Origin of the sequence: Pseudomonas quasicaspiana, from assembly GCF_021147825.1 — a bacterium.
Lineage (GTDB): Bacteria > Pseudomonadota > Gammaproteobacteria > Pseudomonadales > Pseudomonadaceae > Aquipseudomonas > Aquipseudomonas quasicaspiana.
Genome location: NZ_JAGTPI010000093.1, coordinates 1 through 15773, shown reverse-complemented (window position 1 = coordinate 15773; position 15773 = coordinate 1). Strand labels below are relative to the sequence as shown.

Annotated in this window: 17 protein-coding genes; 6 read left to right on the top strand and 11 right to left on the bottom strand. The window is 57.6% G+C overall.

Features of this window, described 5'->3' with window-relative positions; translation table 11 throughout:
- Window positions 1-375: 375 nt before the first annotated feature.
- Window positions 376-1479 (top strand): DNA alkylation repair protein, encoded by a 1104-nt coding sequence (locus tag KDX30_RS28320; protein WP_231678137.1) that lies wholly within the window; start codon window positions 376-378, stop codon window positions 1477-1479.
- Between the two features lies 1 nt (window position 1480).
- On the opposite strand, the gene KDX30_RS28315 is transcribed toward KDX30_RS28320, so the two are convergent.
- Complete coding sequence (locus KDX30_RS28315) at window positions 1481-2665, bottom strand: GAF domain-containing sensor histidine kinase (RefSeq protein ID WP_231678136.1); 1185 nt, start codon at window positions 2663-2665, stop codon at window positions 1481-1483.
- Window positions 2666-2886: 221 nt separating this feature from the next.
- Here KDX30_RS28315 and KDX30_RS28310 point away from each other — a divergent pair, with 221 nt between their 5' ends.
- On the top strand, window positions 2887-3723 hold the full coding sequence (locus KDX30_RS28310) for an AraC family transcriptional regulator (RefSeq protein ID WP_231678135.1): 837 nt from the start codon (window positions 2887-2889) through the stop codon (window positions 3721-3723).
- A gap of 52 nt (window positions 3724-3775) precedes the next feature.
- Window positions 3776-4399, top strand: a complete 624-nt coding sequence (locus tag KDX30_RS28305; protein ID WP_231678134.1) for a LysE family translocator — start codon at window positions 3776-3778, stop codon at window positions 4397-4399.
- Window positions 4400-4537: 138 nt separating this feature from the next.
- On the opposite strand, the gene KDX30_RS28300 is transcribed toward KDX30_RS28305, so the two are convergent.
- Both KDX30_RS28300 and KDX30_RS28295 read right to left on the bottom strand, forming a co-directional pair.
- A complete protein-coding gene (locus KDX30_RS28300; protein WP_231678133.1) occupies window positions 4538-5713 on the bottom strand; it encodes a PAS domain-containing sensor histidine kinase in 1176 nt (391 codons plus the stop codon).
- Window positions 5703-6524, bottom strand: coding sequence for an alpha/beta fold hydrolase (locus KDX30_RS28295; RefSeq protein WP_099270692.1), 822 nt, complete (start codon window positions 6522-6524; stop codon window positions 5703-5705). The genes KDX30_RS28300 and KDX30_RS28295 overlap by 11 nt, the downstream gene beginning before the upstream one ends.
- A 179-nt stretch (window positions 6525-6703) precedes the next feature.
- Here KDX30_RS28295 and KDX30_RS28290 point away from each other — a divergent pair, with 179 nt between their 5' ends.
- Entirely contained in the window at window positions 6704-7702 is a 999-nt protein-coding gene (locus KDX30_RS28290; RefSeq protein WP_231678132.1) for a diaminopimelate epimerase, read from the top strand.
- Window positions 7703-8388: 686 nt separating this feature from the next.
- On the opposite strand, the gene KDX30_RS28285 is transcribed toward KDX30_RS28290, so the two are convergent.
- The 5 genes from KDX30_RS28285 to KDX30_RS28265 all read right to left on the bottom strand — a co-directional run bounded on the left by KDX30_RS28285 (window position 8389) and on the right by KDX30_RS28265 (window position 11962).
- Window positions 8389-8826 (bottom strand): nucleoside deaminase, encoded by a 438-nt coding sequence (locus KDX30_RS28285; RefSeq protein WP_231672549.1) that lies wholly within the window; start codon window positions 8824-8826, stop codon window positions 8389-8391.
- A 42-nt stretch (window positions 8827-8868) separates the two neighbouring features.
- On the bottom strand, window positions 8869-9360 hold the full coding sequence (locus tag KDX30_RS28280; RefSeq protein WP_027901888.1) for a hypothetical protein: 492 nt from the start codon (window positions 9358-9360) through the stop codon (window positions 8869-8871).
- Complete coding sequence (locus KDX30_RS28275) at window positions 9357-9896, bottom strand: GNAT family N-acetyltransferase (protein WP_231678131.1); 540 nt, start codon at window positions 9894-9896, stop codon at window positions 9357-9359. The genes KDX30_RS28280 and KDX30_RS28275 overlap by 4 nt, the downstream gene beginning before the upstream one ends.
- A gap of 45 nt (window positions 9897-9941) precedes the next feature.
- Window positions 9942-10955 carry an ABC transporter substrate-binding protein gene (locus KDX30_RS28270; protein ID WP_027901886.1) on the bottom strand — a complete coding sequence of 338 codons (1014 nt, stop codon included), beginning with the start codon at window positions 10953-10955 and terminating at the stop codon, window positions 9942-9944.
- 215 nt (window positions 10956-11170) lie between these two features.
- Window positions 11171-11962, bottom strand: coding sequence for a phosphate/phosphite/phosphonate ABC transporter substrate-binding protein (locus tag KDX30_RS28265; RefSeq protein ID WP_231678130.1), 792 nt, complete (start codon window positions 11960-11962; stop codon window positions 11171-11173).
- A 440-nt stretch (window positions 11963-12402) separates the two neighbouring features.
- Between KDX30_RS28265 and KDX30_RS28260 the strand changes: the two genes are divergently transcribed.
- Window positions 12403-12813: a GNAT family N-acetyltransferase gene (locus KDX30_RS28260; RefSeq protein WP_231678129.1), complete on the top strand. Its 411-nt coding sequence runs from the start codon at window positions 12403-12405 to the stop codon at window positions 12811-12813.
- Window positions 12814-12955: 142 nt separating this feature from the next.
- Here KDX30_RS28260 and def read toward each other — a convergent pair whose 3' ends face one another.
- The 3 genes from def to KDX30_RS28245 all read right to left on the bottom strand — a co-directional run bounded on the left by def (window position 12956) and on the right by KDX30_RS28245 (window position 14919).
- Window positions 12956-13495, bottom strand: a complete 540-nt coding sequence (gene def, locus KDX30_RS28255; protein WP_099270706.1) for a peptide deformylase — start codon at window positions 13493-13495, stop codon at window positions 12956-12958.
- Between the two features lie 48 nt (window positions 13496-13543).
- Complete coding sequence (locus tag KDX30_RS28250; protein ID WP_027901882.1) at window positions 13544-14506, bottom strand: YihY/virulence factor BrkB family protein; 963 nt, start codon at window positions 14504-14506, stop codon at window positions 13544-13546.
- Window positions 14507-14727: 221 nt separating this feature from the next.
- Window positions 14728-14919, bottom strand: coding sequence for a CsbD family protein (locus KDX30_RS28245; protein ID WP_087270630.1), 192 nt, complete (start codon window positions 14917-14919; stop codon window positions 14728-14730).
- 249 nt (window positions 14920-15168) lie between these two features.
- On the opposite strand from KDX30_RS28245, the gene KDX30_RS28240 reads away from it, so the two are divergent.
- Window positions 15169-15549, top strand: coding sequence for a hypothetical protein (locus KDX30_RS28240; protein ID WP_231678128.1), 381 nt, complete (start codon window positions 15169-15171; stop codon window positions 15547-15549).
- Window positions 15550-15773: the final 224 nt, after the last annotated feature.

The window sequence follows — 15773 nt, the reverse complement described above, 5'->3', positions numbered from 1 at the left end:
CGCATTCGCGAATGAATTCGCACCACCGGGATAAACCCTTGCAGGCCACCATGGAATCTCCCACAGATAATCGTTTCAGGTGGATCGCTAATCCCTGTGGGAGCCGGGCTTGCCCGCGATACTGACGACTCGTTTTCATGGCCACACCGCGTTATCGTTCTTCGCGGGCAAGCCTCGCTCCAACAGATTGATAGCCTCTCAAGCTTATGCAAAACCTGTGGGACCGAATTCATTCGGGAAAGGGCCGGCAGATTCAACACTTCTGTCGCCTGACAAGACGCATTCGCGAATGAATTCGCTCCCACCGGGATCAATCCTTGCAGGCCAACATAGAATCTCCCACAGGTTCTACGCGTTCATAATCTGGAGCTCCCCATGACCGACACCACCCAGGCCGCGCCGGCGTTGAAGGAGATTTTCAACCGGGCGCGGCTGCAGCATATCGCCGAACAGACAACGGCGATTTACCCCGCCTTCGATACGCAAGCGTTTCTGGAGCATGTGGCCCACGACCTGGACAGCCAGTCGCTGATGCAACGGCTCAACCGCGTCAGTCGCGGGTTGCATGCTGGCTTGCCTGCGGATTACTCCGAGGCACTGGGAATTCTGTACGAACTCGCGCCACGCCTGAACAGCAGCTTTGTCAGCCTGATCCTGCCGGAATACGTGGCGCTCTATGGTCAGCATGACTTCGAACGCTCTATGGCAGCATTGAAGTTCTTCACGACCTTTGGCTCGTCTGAATTTGCCGTGCGGCACTTCCTGCGTCTGGATTTCCAGCGGGCGCTGCTGATCATGCAAGGCTGGGCACTGGACGAAAATGAACACGTGCGCAGACTGGCCAGTGAAGGCAGTCGACCGCGGCTACCATGGTCGTTCCGCCTTGAAAAGTTGATGGCCGACCCGACGCCAGTGCTGCCGATCCTCGACACTCTGAAGGCTGACAGCAGCCTGTATGTGCGCAAGTCGGTGGCCAATCACCTGAACGACATCACCAAGGACAACCCCGACTGGGTGCTGGCGCAAATCGAAGGCTGGTCGCTGGAAAACCCGCACACCGCCTGGATCGCTCGTCACGCGCTGCGTTCGCTGATCAAAAAAGGTGACCGTCGAGCGCTGACGATCATGGGCGCAGGACATAAGCCGCAAGTGCGTGTAGCGCTGATCAGCGTCACTCCCGGCACGATTCGTCTGGGTGACGACCTGAGTCTGTCTTTCCAGCTGACGTCGACCGCCGAGCAAACCCAGCGGCTGATCATCGATTACGCGATTCATTACGTGAAGAAGTCCGGCGGCACCTCAGCCAAGGTCTTCAAGCTCAAGACGCTGGAGCTGGGGCCCGGCGAGTCGGTGAACGTGACACGCAAACTTCAGGTGCGTAATTTCACCACCCGGGTGCATTACCCAGGCGTGCATGAACTGGACGTTCTGATCAACGGCGAATGCCTGGCCAGCAGTCGTTTCGAACTGCTGCCGTGAGTCAGCTCAACGGCATGCGGAAAGTGAAAGTCGTGCCGTCTTCATGGCTGGAATGCACCGTCAGCATGCCGCCGTGGGCCAGTGCTATCTGGCTGGAGATGTACAGACCCAGTCCAAGCCCGGCCTGAGGTTCTTCGGCTCCAGGGCGCGAGTACGGCTGGAAGAGATGAGGCAGAACATCATCGGGGATCGGCACGCCCTGGTTGGTGACTGTCATCAGGAACTCCCCCGCTTCAACCCGGGCCGCTACGTCCACGACCCCGTTGGCGTCACCGTGGGAAATCGCGTTGGCGACCAGATTGGACAGCAGTTGCGCCAGCCGCTCGCGGTCACACCGGATGCTGTCGAGGGCGCCAATAAAGGATCGAATCGGACGTGTTGGATGAACACGTTGCACTTCGGAAATCACATGACTGAGCGCAGCTCCCAGATCCCGACACTCATGCAGGCTCAATGGAATACCATGCCCCAATCGCCCACGGGCAAAATCCAGCACGTCGTCCACCAATTGCGAGGCGCGCCTTCCGGACGTGAGGATATGACCCGCAATTTTTGCGGCCTTTTCGTCCAGAGAACGCCGTAACAGCAACTCGGCGCTGGCAGTAATCGCAAACAGCGGGTTACGCAGGTCGTGGCCCAATACGGCAATAAACTGCTCACGCCACTCTGCTACTTCGCGTTCTGCTCGCAGATCGGCTTTGACTTGCTCCAGCTTTTCTTCGGCCTCGATCTGAATCGCCAACAACCGCGCGAACGAGGTCATCAAGGCCTCGATTGCCGTGGCCTTGAGCTGGGCGGGTTTAGGGTCCAGCGCACAGATGGTGCCGAAAAACGATCCGTCTGACAGGAATACCGGTACGGCAATGTAGCTTTGGAACTGATAAATGCGCGGCGTGTGGTGCGTGCGGTAGTGATCGTCTTCACCGACATGATCGATGATCACCGCCTCGTGCAAATGGGAAGACTGGATTTCGTGGCATATAGTTGTGGTCAGTTCCAGCTCGCCGCCGGGCTTGAGGCCGAAATTCAGCTTGTCGAGCACCGCACAGGCGGTCCATGAGGTGTCGGTCACGCGCGCAACAGCGGCGAACCCCATGCCCGTGGTCTCGCTGATCACCTGAAGCATGGCGGGAACCGCGCTGATCCGGCTGATTAATGCGACATCTTCGGCGATGGTCTGCCTCATGGCGTTCCTGTCATCAACGTGAAAGAGAGAAAATCGGCGGCATTGTAGCGGCCAGACGCCATGATCGTAAAACCAGAAGTCGGGAACTGCGTCCGACCATGACAATAAACTCAACGTGCACAAATCTTCCAGACATCAGCGCCTCGCCCGTCGAAAATCTTTCAGGATGAACCGTTGATCAAATGCACCGCCCCGTAACATCGTGCCAACAGGACCTTGCCATGACCAACAGCAACTGGATCGATCTGAAGCAGGACAGCGAGTCCGGCATCGAGACGATTCGCGCGCATTTTGAGGGGCATGCCTACGATCCGCATTGGCATGACAGCTATCTGGTGGGCATCACCGAGCAGGGCGTGCAGCAATTCCATTGCCGACGAAAACGCTATGTGAGCACACCTGGCCGGATCTTCCTGCTGGAGCCCGGCGAAATCCACGACGGTGACGCCCCCTCCCCGGAAGGCTTTACCTACCTCACCCTGTATGTAGACCCGAAGTGGCTGGACCGGGAGTTACGCTCGCTGTTCGAACATACACCGGCTGACTGCCAGATAAGTTTCGCGGACACGCAGGCTGATGACACGCGTCTGGCCACTGCCACCGCTAACGCATTCCAGACGCTGCACGGAGCCGAGCTGCGCATCGTGCGTCAGACCGCACTGGATGACCTGCTGTCGAACCTGACCCGCCATCTGCGCTGGCGGACCCAGATCTCGCCCGACCCGCGCTTACCACGGGTAGCGCAGATAGCGCGGGACTTTCTCCACAGCCACGCCAGCCACGACATTGGTCTGGATGATCTGGCGCGGGTTACGGGGGTTGATCGCTTTCGGCTGACCCGGGCGTTCAAGGCCGCCTTCGGCATCGCCCCGCATGCCTATCTGATTCAGTTACGACTGGCCAAAGCACGGCGCTTGCTGGCGGGCGGTCAATCCCCGGCTGAAACCGCCGCTGCGCTGGGTTTTGCTGATCAAAGCCACTTGGGGCGATGGTTCCAGCGGGCTTACCGTATGACCCCAGCCGATTACCGCAAACGTTGCTCAAACCTTCCAGACTGAGGCACCGCCAATGGCGATGATCGACTGACGATCAATCACCAGTGAGCGCTCCATGGACCAGTTTTTGCCCTTCGTGCTGTTTGCCTTCGTGTCATCCATCACCCCCGGCCCGACCAATATTCTGGTCATGACCCATAGTTCGCGACACGGCTGGGCCGTGGTGACGCCTATCGTGCTGGGCGCGTGTGGCGGCGCCGCGGCGTTGGTGTTGCTGGTGGGCACCGGCATTGGCGATGTGCTGGCTCGGCATCAAGGTATTCAGACGGCGATGTCGTGGGTGGGAATTGCCTGGCTGAGCTGGATGGCCTGGCAGATTTTCAACGCCCCGGCCGCAGCTATCAATCCGAACGGCCCGGAAAATAAAAACGCCACGGACAGCAAAGGCACCCGATTGGGTCTGCTCGGGGCCGCCAGCCTGCAACTGGTTAATCCTAAGACGTGGATGATGGCCTTGGCAGTGGTCAGCGTTTTTGCCGGGACCGAAGCCGACAGAGGTATGCGCGTGGTTTACCTGTCGCTGATGTTCTTCCTGATCGCAATCCCCTGCATGACCGCATGGGCCTGGCTGGGCGTCAGCGCTGCACGGTTCTGTCGGTCGCCAACGGGTATGCAACGGTTCAACCGGAGCATGGCGCTGTTACTGCTGGTTTCGACGTGGATGACTGTGTGGGCTTGAGCTACGCAGATTTCACTGCAAACGGGTGACCTGTAGGAGTGAGCTTGCTCGCGATGGCGGTATATCCGTTACAAAGCTGTGTCTGATTAAACGCCATCGCGAGCAAGCTCACTCCTACAAATTTTATGTCAGGCGGTATCAACTCACTGGCCGCGCCAGGTTGATGGTGAACGTTGTGCCCTGTTCGGCAGTAGAGGTAACGCTGACGTCGCCCCAGTGAGCGCGGGCGATTTCGCGGACGATAAACAGGCCAAGGCCGATGCTGCGACTCGGATCATCGTCAGCCACGCCGTGGGGCATGGGTTCGAACAGGCCGTCAAGCCGATCCGGCGGTATCGGCGGACCGACGTTGTGCACCGCGATGCGGATCCACTGAGCATCGAATGCCGAGGTGATGGTGATAACCCCTGTCGCAGAGCCATAAGCCACGGCATTGCTCACCAGATTATCAACCAGCTCGAATAGCCGGTCGGCATCAGCCGTGCACAAGCCGTCGCCAATACATTCGTGAATCAGCACACGCCGGGGAAATAACAGCCGTTGCTCCGCCACGCTGGCAGCAATCACCTCATGCAACTGCACCGGCTGGGGCAGCACGGAAATACCGCTGCCCACCCTTGCCTGAGTGAAGTCCAGCAGATCGACAATCAAACGCTGCGCACGCCCTACCGATTGATTGACCAGCCCGAGGCTGCGCTGTTGTTTGTCGCTGAGCGGTTCCAGCCCGATCAGCCCGGCCGCCATTTTGATCGCCGCCAGCGGATTGCGCAGGTCGTGGCTGACGATGGCCACCATCTGCTCGGCGAAAGTGGCACGAATGTCGGCTTCGGTCTGAGCCATACGCAGCCGGTTCTGCACCGAGGAGAGTTCCTTCTGAGAGGCCAGTTGCTGCAACAGCATCTCTTCCGCCGCCTGACGCGTCTCGGCCAGTTCACGCTGGTATTTATTGCGCTCTTCGCCGCTCATCAGGGACAGGTGATGCACCACGCCATGCGGGGTTTCCCGTCGTATGGCATTGAGCATCATGGTCATGGCGTGACCATCATGCCGCACCAGGTCGAGTTTGATCTCCGACACGGAGCCCCGCATCTCCAGCAGCGGCCCCCAGTGTGTCTGCTGGAAAATCTTGTCCCCTACGCTCATCAAATCCTGAAAGCGGGTTCCAGCCAGGCTCGCCGAATCGGAGCCCATCCACAGGCAGAAAGTGAGATTGGCCCGCAGGATCGTGCCGTCCTCGCGAGTCAGCAGCAGACCACAGGCCGCGCCCTCGAACAGCAGGTCGCTGTCAGCGCTCAACTCGACATCAACCGGCAAGAGTCACCACTCCAGACGTGCCAAAGAACTCATCCATCGCGACAATACATGCGTCAGGATTACTCATGTGCGGGCAATGGCCAATGTTATCGATAACCCTCAGCGTGCAGTCAGGCATCACCCGCTGCAGATAATCGCCCACGTCCAGTGGCGCGATAAAATCCTGATTGCACTGCAATACCAGGGTTTTGGTCGGCAACTGCGCTACATCCTTACGGTTATCCGCCGTGAACGTGACGCGGGCAAACTGCTGGGAAACTTCCGGGTTGGTGCGACAGAAACTATGGGTCAATTCCTCGCCCAGCTCGGGTTGATCGGGGGCACCCATAATGGCCGGAGCCATGGTACTGGCCCACCCAAAATAGTTAGCTGCCAGCGTGCTGAGCAGGGTAACGATGTCTTGCCGGGTGAAACCGCCCACGTAGTCACCGTCGTTGATGTAGCACGGCGACGGGCCGACCATGACTTGCGCCGCGAAGTGGCCGGGGTCGCGCAGGTCTGCGAGCACGCCAATCATTGAGCCGACCGAATGGCCAACATGAATCACCGGGCCCGGCCCGGCGAATTCCTTGACGACCTCGAGCAAATCACTGGCGTAGCCATCCAGAGAGTCGTACTTGCGCTTGTAGTAGGCAGACAGATCCGACTGACCGTTGCCAACCAAGTCGTAGACCACTACCTTGAATCGCTCGGCGAAATACGGGGCCATGAATCGCCACATGTTCTGGTCGCAACCGAAGCCATGGGAAAACACGAGGGTTGCAGGCCCCTCTCCCGTGACCCTGACGTTATTGCGTAACTGCACCGACATCCGTATGCCTCCAACACTGACCCAAAAGGTGATCAGATTGCCACTAATGAATTAAACGAGATTAGCATCGTTCCAGACAGGAACCACTCATACGAAAGCATCTGTTCCATGAAAAAGCTTGCTTCGGCGCTCGGGGCTGCTTCTCAATAGCTGTTTTTTAAACAAACTGTGAACCGTTCATGAGTCAGACTTACGACGCACGCGGCAATATCTATATCGTCTGCACGCCTCAGAACTTGCGCGAACGGGGCATCGCGATTGCTGATAACGCAGCCGATGCTGCCTTGAATAGAGAACAATGGGCCGCCGCCGCAGTGCATGCCTTGTGCAACTGGCCAGAGGGCACGCGCCCGGCAGGCGCAAAGGCGCACCGTTCGGATGGATTATTGGTCGGTCCTTTTCAGCAGGCAGCGCCATTTGACCTATTGATCGTCAACACAGACGGTACGCTGGCCGAACGCAGCGGCAACGGCATGACCATTTTTGCCCGCTTTCTGACTGACTCTGGTTATGTTGCTTCGCAAGGCTTTGAGCTGCGGGTTCATCACGATAATCGCGACACAGCGACGCCGGTCAGCACTCAGGTTGAGCCGACTACAGTCAATGGCGAGCATGGTTTCTGGCTGGCACTCGGAAATCCGTCTTTCGGCCCGCAAGCGGTTGGCGCGCTTGGCGAAAGCCTGGAGCCCGCGCAGCTCAATGGTCGCGCGGTTAATCGGGTAAAGCCTTTGGCGCAGATTTATGCCCAATGGGACCACAGCGTTTTCGTGCGCATTGGCAACCCTCATTGCGTCACGCTGGTGAGTGATGAAGCGGACTTACCGTCTTTCGAGGCGTTGCAGGAGTCAGCATTGAACGCGGCGTTGACGCGTATCGCCTTTGCCAAAGGTGAATCCGGCACAGGCGAACCTTGCCCAGCCGGGGTGAATCTGCAATGGGCGTGGGTGCAATCCGCCAATCAAATCGTGGCCAGGGTCTTCGAACGCGGCGAAGGCCCCACGGCATCTTCAGGCACCAGCGCCTGCGCCGTGGCCAGCGCAGCCTGGCATGCAGGGTTGGTGGAAGCAGGATTGGTTCACGTCAGCATGCCGGGCGGAACGGCACCCGTGAGGGTGGAAGAGCACAACGGAGAATTGCGGGTTTCGTTGTTCGGGGTGGCGAAGGTAGCAGGCGAGTAAACACCACTTCCCTGTGGGACATCCCCCGTCGCGCAGCAAAACGGACCCTGTAGGAGCGCGCTTGCCCGCGAATCGGTGCGTCAGTCGATGAATATACCGTCTGTCCTGACGCAATCGCGGGCAAGCGCGCTCCTACAGATAAAATCTCTATAAATCAGGTAGTTATGTTTTAACGCCTTTGGGACGTCTCCCCGTCTACGACGCAACGTTGTCGCACAGCAAACACGGACCTGTAGGAGCGCGCTTGCCCGCGAATCGGTCCGTCAGTCGATGAATATATCGTCTGTCCTGACGCAATCGCGAGCAAGCTCACTCCTACAGGTAAAATTTCTATAAATCAGGCAGTTATGTTTTCACGCCTTTGGGACGTCTCCCCGTCTACTACACAACGCTGTCGCGCAACAAACACGGACCCTGTAGGAGCGCGCTTGCCCGCGAATCGGTCCGTCAGTCGATGAATATGTCGTCTGTCCTGACGCAATCGCGGGCAAGCGCGCTCCTACAGATAAAATCCTTATAAATCAGTTAGTTATGTTTTCACGCCTTTGGGACGTCCCCCCGTCTACTACGCAACGCTGTCGCGCAACAAACACGGACCTGTAGGAGTGAGCCACGTTTGCTGCGCGACAGCGGTGTGTCAGGGAGACTGGGCGACCTTCTACAGGTAAATCTTGTACAGCGACGCCCTACTCCCCAATATCCTCATTCCACAGTTCTGGCTTGCTGGCGATGAAGCCTTTCATCATGTCGACGCAGGCATGATTGTCGATCACTTCGACATTCACACCACGTGAACGCAGCAATGCTTCCTCGCCCATGAACGTCTGGTTCTCACCGACGATGACCTTGCGGATGCCGTACAACAGAATCGCCCCGCTGCACATCGAGCAAGGTGACAGTGTGGTGTAGAGCACGGCGTCGCGATAAACGCTGGCAGGCTGGCGGCCCGCGTTTTCCAGCGCGTCCATTTCCCCGTGCTTGATAGCACTGCCTTCCTGAACCCGACGGTTATGACCGCGGCCGATGATCTGACCGTCGTGAACGATGACTGAACCGATGGGAATACCGCCCTCGGCTAGCCCCAGTTGAGCTTCGTCGATTGCGGCCTGCATGAATGGGTCCATGGTTCTACCTCGTTTCCTGAGTCTGAAGAAAAGTAATGTGCATCATTGTGGCAGCCTCGCCATAGCGCTGTTCAGCGCTTGCGAAACAAACTCCTTGAGCAGGTCGGCCGAGCGCGCCTTCATGTCGGTACCGACGTCATTCTGTTTGGCCCTGAGTTTGTTGGCCAGTTGCGGTTCTTTGTCGCCGCGGTTGAGTGCGCGCAGTTCATCAGCGCTGAAGGACTGCGCATAAGCCGCAGCCATGTTGCGATCCCATTGCGACTGGAACTGCGGCTGCAAACGCTGCAACTCATCTTTGACCAGTTCCTGCGCCTGCGTCTTGCCAACCGACTCGACGATGCTGCCAAACGTGGCAGTGCGCGAAGCAACCTGATAGCCCAGCCAACCAAGGCTTTCGCCCAGGTGCCGGTCTTCGACATACGCCAAGGCGCTGTCATCAACCTCTGAAGCCTGGACACTCTGCTCAACGCTTGTCCAAAGGCCAAGCAGCAAGGCAAAAAACAAGTTGCCGGTCACTGACTTGTGCAGGGTCATGAAGTCTCCTCCGCCAACCACTCATCCCGGTTCAAACGATAGATTTTCACGCCTAACCGGTGGTATTGGCTGTAAACAAATGCGTTGAAACCCACCTTCTGAATCACGCGCACGGAAGCAACATTGGCGGGCTGAACGATGGCGATGATCGAGCGCAGCCCCAAGTGTTCAAAGCCGTAACCCAGCGTCGCACGGACAATCTCCGTGGCCAGGCCACGCCCCCAGAATTGCGGCGCCAGGCGATAGCCGATCTCCACTTCTTCAACGCCGTCGACGCTCTCACGATTCAGAGCACAAAATCCCATCAGGACACCGCTGGCTTTTTCGACCACCGCCCACGGCCCGAAGCCGTGGTGCGCATAAGATTGCAAAGACCAGTCAATGAACTCCGCCGTTGCGCTCTCGCCGAGGACGCCCCGCACCGAATAACGCATCACCTCAGGATTAATGAGGATCTGCGTCATTGGCGGCACGTCGGCGCTGCTTAACTGGCGCAGAATCATGCGCTGCGTCTCGAGTACAACGTCAGTGGTCATGGCTCAACCATCAGCCTTTCAAGGTTCTGCCGGGAGCGCAGAGACTCACAAGCCGTTGCTGACTTTCCCGGCCACATCGGCGGGCACCCAGGCCTTCCAGACTTCAGGATGCTGCTTGAGGAACAACTGAGCAACCTCTTTGGGCTGCTGACGTTTTTCACTCATCTGCCCCAGGGTCTGGTTAAGCAGGTCAATCGGCAGGTCGACCTTTTCGAAAAACGCGACAAGGTCCGGATACTGTTTGTGGAATGCATCCGAGACGCCGATGCTCAGGCGCGGCTCCAGTGAACGAGTGCCTCGTGGGTTCGGGTTATTGGCGTCGGCCAGGGTTTTCCAGGCTTCGGCGTCGAACGGCGGCTCTTCCAGCTTGATCAGTTTGAAGCGGCCCAGCAGCGGAGTCGGCGACCAGTAGTAAAACAGCACAGGTTTGCCACGATGAATCGAAGAACTGACCTCTGCATCCAGCGCCGCGCCCGAACCGGTCCGGAAGTTCACGTAGCTGTCATTGAGCTTATAAGCCTTGAGTTTCTGGGTGTTGACGATTTCTGACGTCCAGCCAGTGGGGCTGTTGAGGAAACGGCCCTTGTCCGGCGACTCAGGATCTTTGAAGACGTCTTTGTAGCGAGGCAAGTCAGCCACCGACTTGAGGTCCGGGGCCAGCGGTTTGATGCCTTTGGCGGGATCGCCCTTGATCACGAACTCCGGCACCCACCAACCTTCGGTCGCGCCTTTGACGATATTGCCAAGCCCATGGACCTTGCCTTCGGCTTCGGCCTTGACCCAGGCAGGACTACGCCCGGCCCACTCCTCGCCGATGACCTGAATATCGTTTTTCGCCAATGCGGCTTCGAGGCTCACCGTGCTGCCCGGCAGCTTATCGGTGGGGTAGCCATAACCTTTCTCGACGATGGTGCGCAGGATCTCCGTGATCAAGCTGCCGCTTTCCCAGGTGATGTCGCCGAAGTTGATCGGTGCCGCCTTTTCCGCCGCCACTGCGGGTTGCCCCAACAGGCCAAGGGCCAGGAGTGAACAGCCGAGCAGGGTTCTGATTGATGTCATGGTCACCTCTGGATGGCCGGGCCCGGCCTGATTGGGAAATTCGTTGTTAGATAGACTTGAAAGGTATCGACATCGGCAGACGGCGATAAGTTGTACTCATGCATAGGCGGCCTGCTTCTGGAGCGACACGTCAGAGCCTTCGCAATGCACGGGCAGGAGCGCGAAGTGCCTGAAGAACCGCGTCAGCCCATCTCGCCAACAAGTTGCCTCCTGTCTTAAAAAGCTAATGAAGGCAGCCCTTGCTCGGCCGCCTGGCGTTCATAGTCGAGCAGTATCTGATAATCGTCTTGATGGGCTGCCAACACCTGACTGATCGCTAGCGCCTCTGCGACATCCGGCAAGTCCGACAGAGCCTGATTCATGGCATGACGGATGACCTCTGCCTGAGCGACATCGACGCTCAACGACGTGATGAAAGGCAGGCATGGGCCATGAGCAGTGCGCGCCAGAATACGCAAACCGCGGACCTCCTCGCTGGCATCCCGGGCCAGATAGTCGAAGGTCACGCTGTCGATGGCTGCGATATCACCGCGCCGCTCCTTGAGCCAGCGCAGGCTGTGACGATGGCCGCCGGTAAGGGATACCTGCGAGAAAAACCGCCCATTTTGCTGCAGCGGTGCAACGGTATGCCGCAACAGGTTCATACCGGAGTTGGAGTCTTCGCTGTTGACGAGGCCGTGGCTGCCGAGAAAGTCCGCGACTGATCGACGAGGGTCATCAGCCCGGATCACCAGCAGGCTGCAATGCAGGCCATCGGCGCTGTTGGGCAACTCGTAAGCAGGCCGCCCGATCAGGCGAACCTTGCCGCGCAACAGCGTCATCAAGGGATAACCGCAGGTCTGTGCGAGCAGTAGCTGCCTGGATAGCCAGAGTTCCGGCAGATCGAACGCACCTTGCAGACGCTGCGCGCCGAGCACTTCGAAGATCCGCGCCAGCCAGGCCTCACTGGCCTGCGCGACGCGCTCTGGGGCGGTGTACATCGATAATTCGGCAAAACCTTGAATCATGGCAAATCCGGTCAAAACGGTTGAGCCAACCATAGATGAAAAATGCGGGGCGTGTACATGAGCCCGTCAGACTTCGCGCAAGGTATCTGAGACGGCCCTTGTGGGAGCGAACTCATTCGCGAATGCGGTGGGTCAGACCCGGATATTTTTCAGAAAGGCACCCTTCGCGAATAAATTCGCGGTGAATCTTGTTTCAGCCCAAATGCCAGGCTCCGCTTGGGCTCAATGCCCAAAAAGCCCCGTATCGGATTTCTTGGCTTTTTTGTCGGCGCGTTTTTCGTCGGCGGTCTTGGCGGGCTTTTTCTTCGCGGCTTTCTTTGAATCCATACCTTTGCTCATGATGCGTGCTCCAGGTTCAAGGATCTGTTCTCTGTTATACACCGATTCGACGCTATGATAAGCAGCCATTCCGGCCGCCCCTCTGAAGTGCGCCCTGCCAGATGTCCGAGACTGAATTCTGCCCTCTACCGTCGCTCTGCCAGCCCCTGCTGGACAAGTTCTACCGCTCCCATCGCTCGCCAATGCGCTCGTCCGGAGCGGCACAGATGTGGGTGGCACGGCAGCAGGAAATCATCGGCGCACTGAGTCTTATGCCGGTGGCTGACGGGTATTGGTTGACCGGGCTGTTCGTGGCGCCGCAGTGGCGAGGACGGACCATTGCAGGACAACTGATCGCCAGCGCGCTCAAGGAGCTGAACGGGCCGGTCTGGCTGTTTTGCCATCCGGATCTCGTGACGTTTTACGAACGATCAGCCTTCGCACTCACAACAGATTTGCCGCCGATGCTGGCGGACAAGCTGGCGCGGTATCAAAAGACCAAGGCGTTGATGGCGATGCAGAGGAAGGGGTAGATATTGAACCGTAGGAGCGCGCTTGCCCGCGATAGCTTAAGCACAGGCGATAGATTCGTCGACTGACAGACCGAATCGCGGGCAAGCGCGCTCCTACAAGAATGCATTCCAGCTCAAAGCATGAATGCATTCTGCCTAAGCGTTACTCATCCGCATTCGGATCCATATCCGGGAACATCACGTCCATAAACCCGAACTTGCTGAAGTCGGTAATACGCGAAGGATAAAGGCGGCCAATCAGGTGATCGCATTCGTGCTGCACTACGCGGGCATGAAAGCCGTGGGCGTCGCGCAGGACCGGCTGGCCGTCCGGATCGAAGCCTTCGTAACGGATACTTTGAAAGCGGTTAACCGCGCCACGCAAACCCGGCACAGACAGGCAACCTTCCCAGCCTTCTTCAACGGCCGGATGCAACGGCGTGATCACAGGATTAAGCAATATCGTCTGAGGTACGGCTTCAGCATCCGGATAACGCTCGTTGCGTTCAAAACCGAAGATCACCAGTTGCAGGTCTACGCCAATCTGCGGAGCCGCCAAACCAACACCGCCGACGCTTTCCATGGTTTCAAACATGTCGGCGATCAGGGTCTTGAGCTCAGCGCTGCCGAACATCGATTGAGGCACAGGTGGGGCGATGCGCAAGAGACGCTCATCGCCCATTTTCAGAATGGGGTGGATCATGCGGGCCGGGCTCCTTAGCGAAAAAACCTCATCCTGCCACACTCAGGCTCAGGATTCCCCGGCCTTGGCGGGCAGCGGCAGAGAATGGTCACGCCCCAGACCGGAAACATGCTGTTTCTCTGTGGACTCGATTGCGCCATCACCTTCTACTTTCTCGCCCTTGTCCTTGCCTTCAACCGACATATGTTCGACTACGGCGTTCATCTCGGCACCCAGCAATAGCACCGCTGCCGAAATATAGAAATACAGAAGCAAGACGATGATTGCACCGATGCTGCCGTACATGGCGTTGTAGTCAGCGAACGTCTTGACGTAATAACCAAAGCCCAACGAGGCGATAATCCACACCACGACCGCCAGCACAGAGCCTGGCGTGATAAAGCGAAACTCCTGCTTTACGTCCGGCATGACGTAATAAATCAATGCCACAGCCACCATCAGCAGCATGACGATCAGCGGCCAGCGCAGGATGGTCCAGAGCGTGACGATAAAATCTTCCATGCCTATTTGCGCGGCAATCCAGTTCATGACTTGCGGCCCGGTGACCATCAACGCGGCCACCGCCAGCATCATCATGGCGATACCGATGGTGTAAGCCACAGACAGCGGAATGCGCTTCCAGACCGGGCGGCCTTCAACCACGTCATAGGCGGCGTTCATCGCACTCATCATCAAGCGCACACCGGCCGAGGCGGTCCATAGCGCGATGACGATACCAATCGAGAGCAACCCGCCTTTGGACTGCTGCAGTTGATCAATAACCGGATTGACCTGCTCCAAAGCCTGAGGCGGCAAAACGAGCTCTGACTGCAACCGCAGCCAGGAGAAGAAATCCGGCAGGTGCAGAAAACCGATCAGGGCAATCAGAAACAGCAGGAAAGGAAACAGCGAGAACAGCATCTGGTAGGCCAACGCTGACGCATAGGTAGACATCTCGTCATCGAGAAATTCGCTAACCGTACGGACCATCACCTTGCCCAGTGGCAGTTGGCGCAATTCCGGGAAAATCATGGCGTCTCCTTCGCTACATAACTGACGCAGCTTACACATTCACATTGATGGGTACTGCGCCTCTTACACAAGCTGTTCGCAGATAATGGCGTTTTACCTTAATTCAGTGGACTGGACGGCCTGAAAAAGGTTTCAAAACCTTGGTTTACAGACGCTGAAAATGACAACGGCCATCCGAAGATGGCCGTTGCTCAACACCAGGACTAACCCGGCTAGTCGGCTTACGCCTTGTCGACGCCCTTCTTCACTGCGTCTTTGGCCTTGCCTTTGGCTTGCTGGGCTTCGCCTTTGATTTCCTGGGCCTTGCCTTCAGCTTTCAGTTTGGAGTTGTCGGTTGCTTTACCCACGCCTTGCTTGACGTTACCGACTGCTTCGTTAGCCATGCCTTTAACTTTATCGCCAGTGCTGCTCATAGGTCTTACTCCGCAGAATCAATGAGAGGTCATCGCCTCGACGTAATGATTGACCTGCCCCTTTTGCGCAGAGTTTCAAGTATTTTCATGAACGTGACAGCCGTTCGTCTGCTGCTCATGAGCCTGATAAAACCGCTCGGTAAAACTTTGGCTTTAAGTTTGCGCAGCAACCCACGAGAATGCGCAACGCAATCCGGCTGCGTCGGGCCAATGCCCGTCGCGCTGAATACAACGATCCGCAGGAACATTATGAAACTCGATAAAAAGCAGGCCATCGCACGCCGGAACCAGGAACTGGGCGGTGCCGTGCTGGGTACCAACAACACCCACTTTGCAACCTTGAATACCAACAAGAACATCTGGTGGTTCGACCTGCCCGTGCCGCGCCTGGCGGTGGGTCAGTACGAATGGGTGCATCTGTTGCTGTACACGCCGACCACCGACCAATTGCTGCATTTGAAGGTCACCACGGTGTTCCTGCGTGATCACATGGAAGGTCTGGTGATTCGCAATAAAGGCCAGCGCAAGTCCACCGTCAGCCTGGAACTGAGCGCGGACAAGGATTCTTATTTGAAGGATGTGAGGCCGCTGGGTGCGGGATTGAGCTTTGCGGATTTTCAGCAGCCCTGATGCTTTGAACTGCGCAACTCTGTCGCGCAGCAAACGCGGGACCCTGTAGGAGTGAGCTTGCTCGCGATTCGGTCATAGGGTCTACGAATTTATCGCCTGAACCGACGTCATCGCGAGCAAGCTCACTCCTTGTATGTTGCTCCTGCACCAAGGAGAAGGGTTAGTCTCTAAGGTGTGACATACGAGAAATACGTTTCTGGGGGAGGCCGATCGCTCCTGAAGGC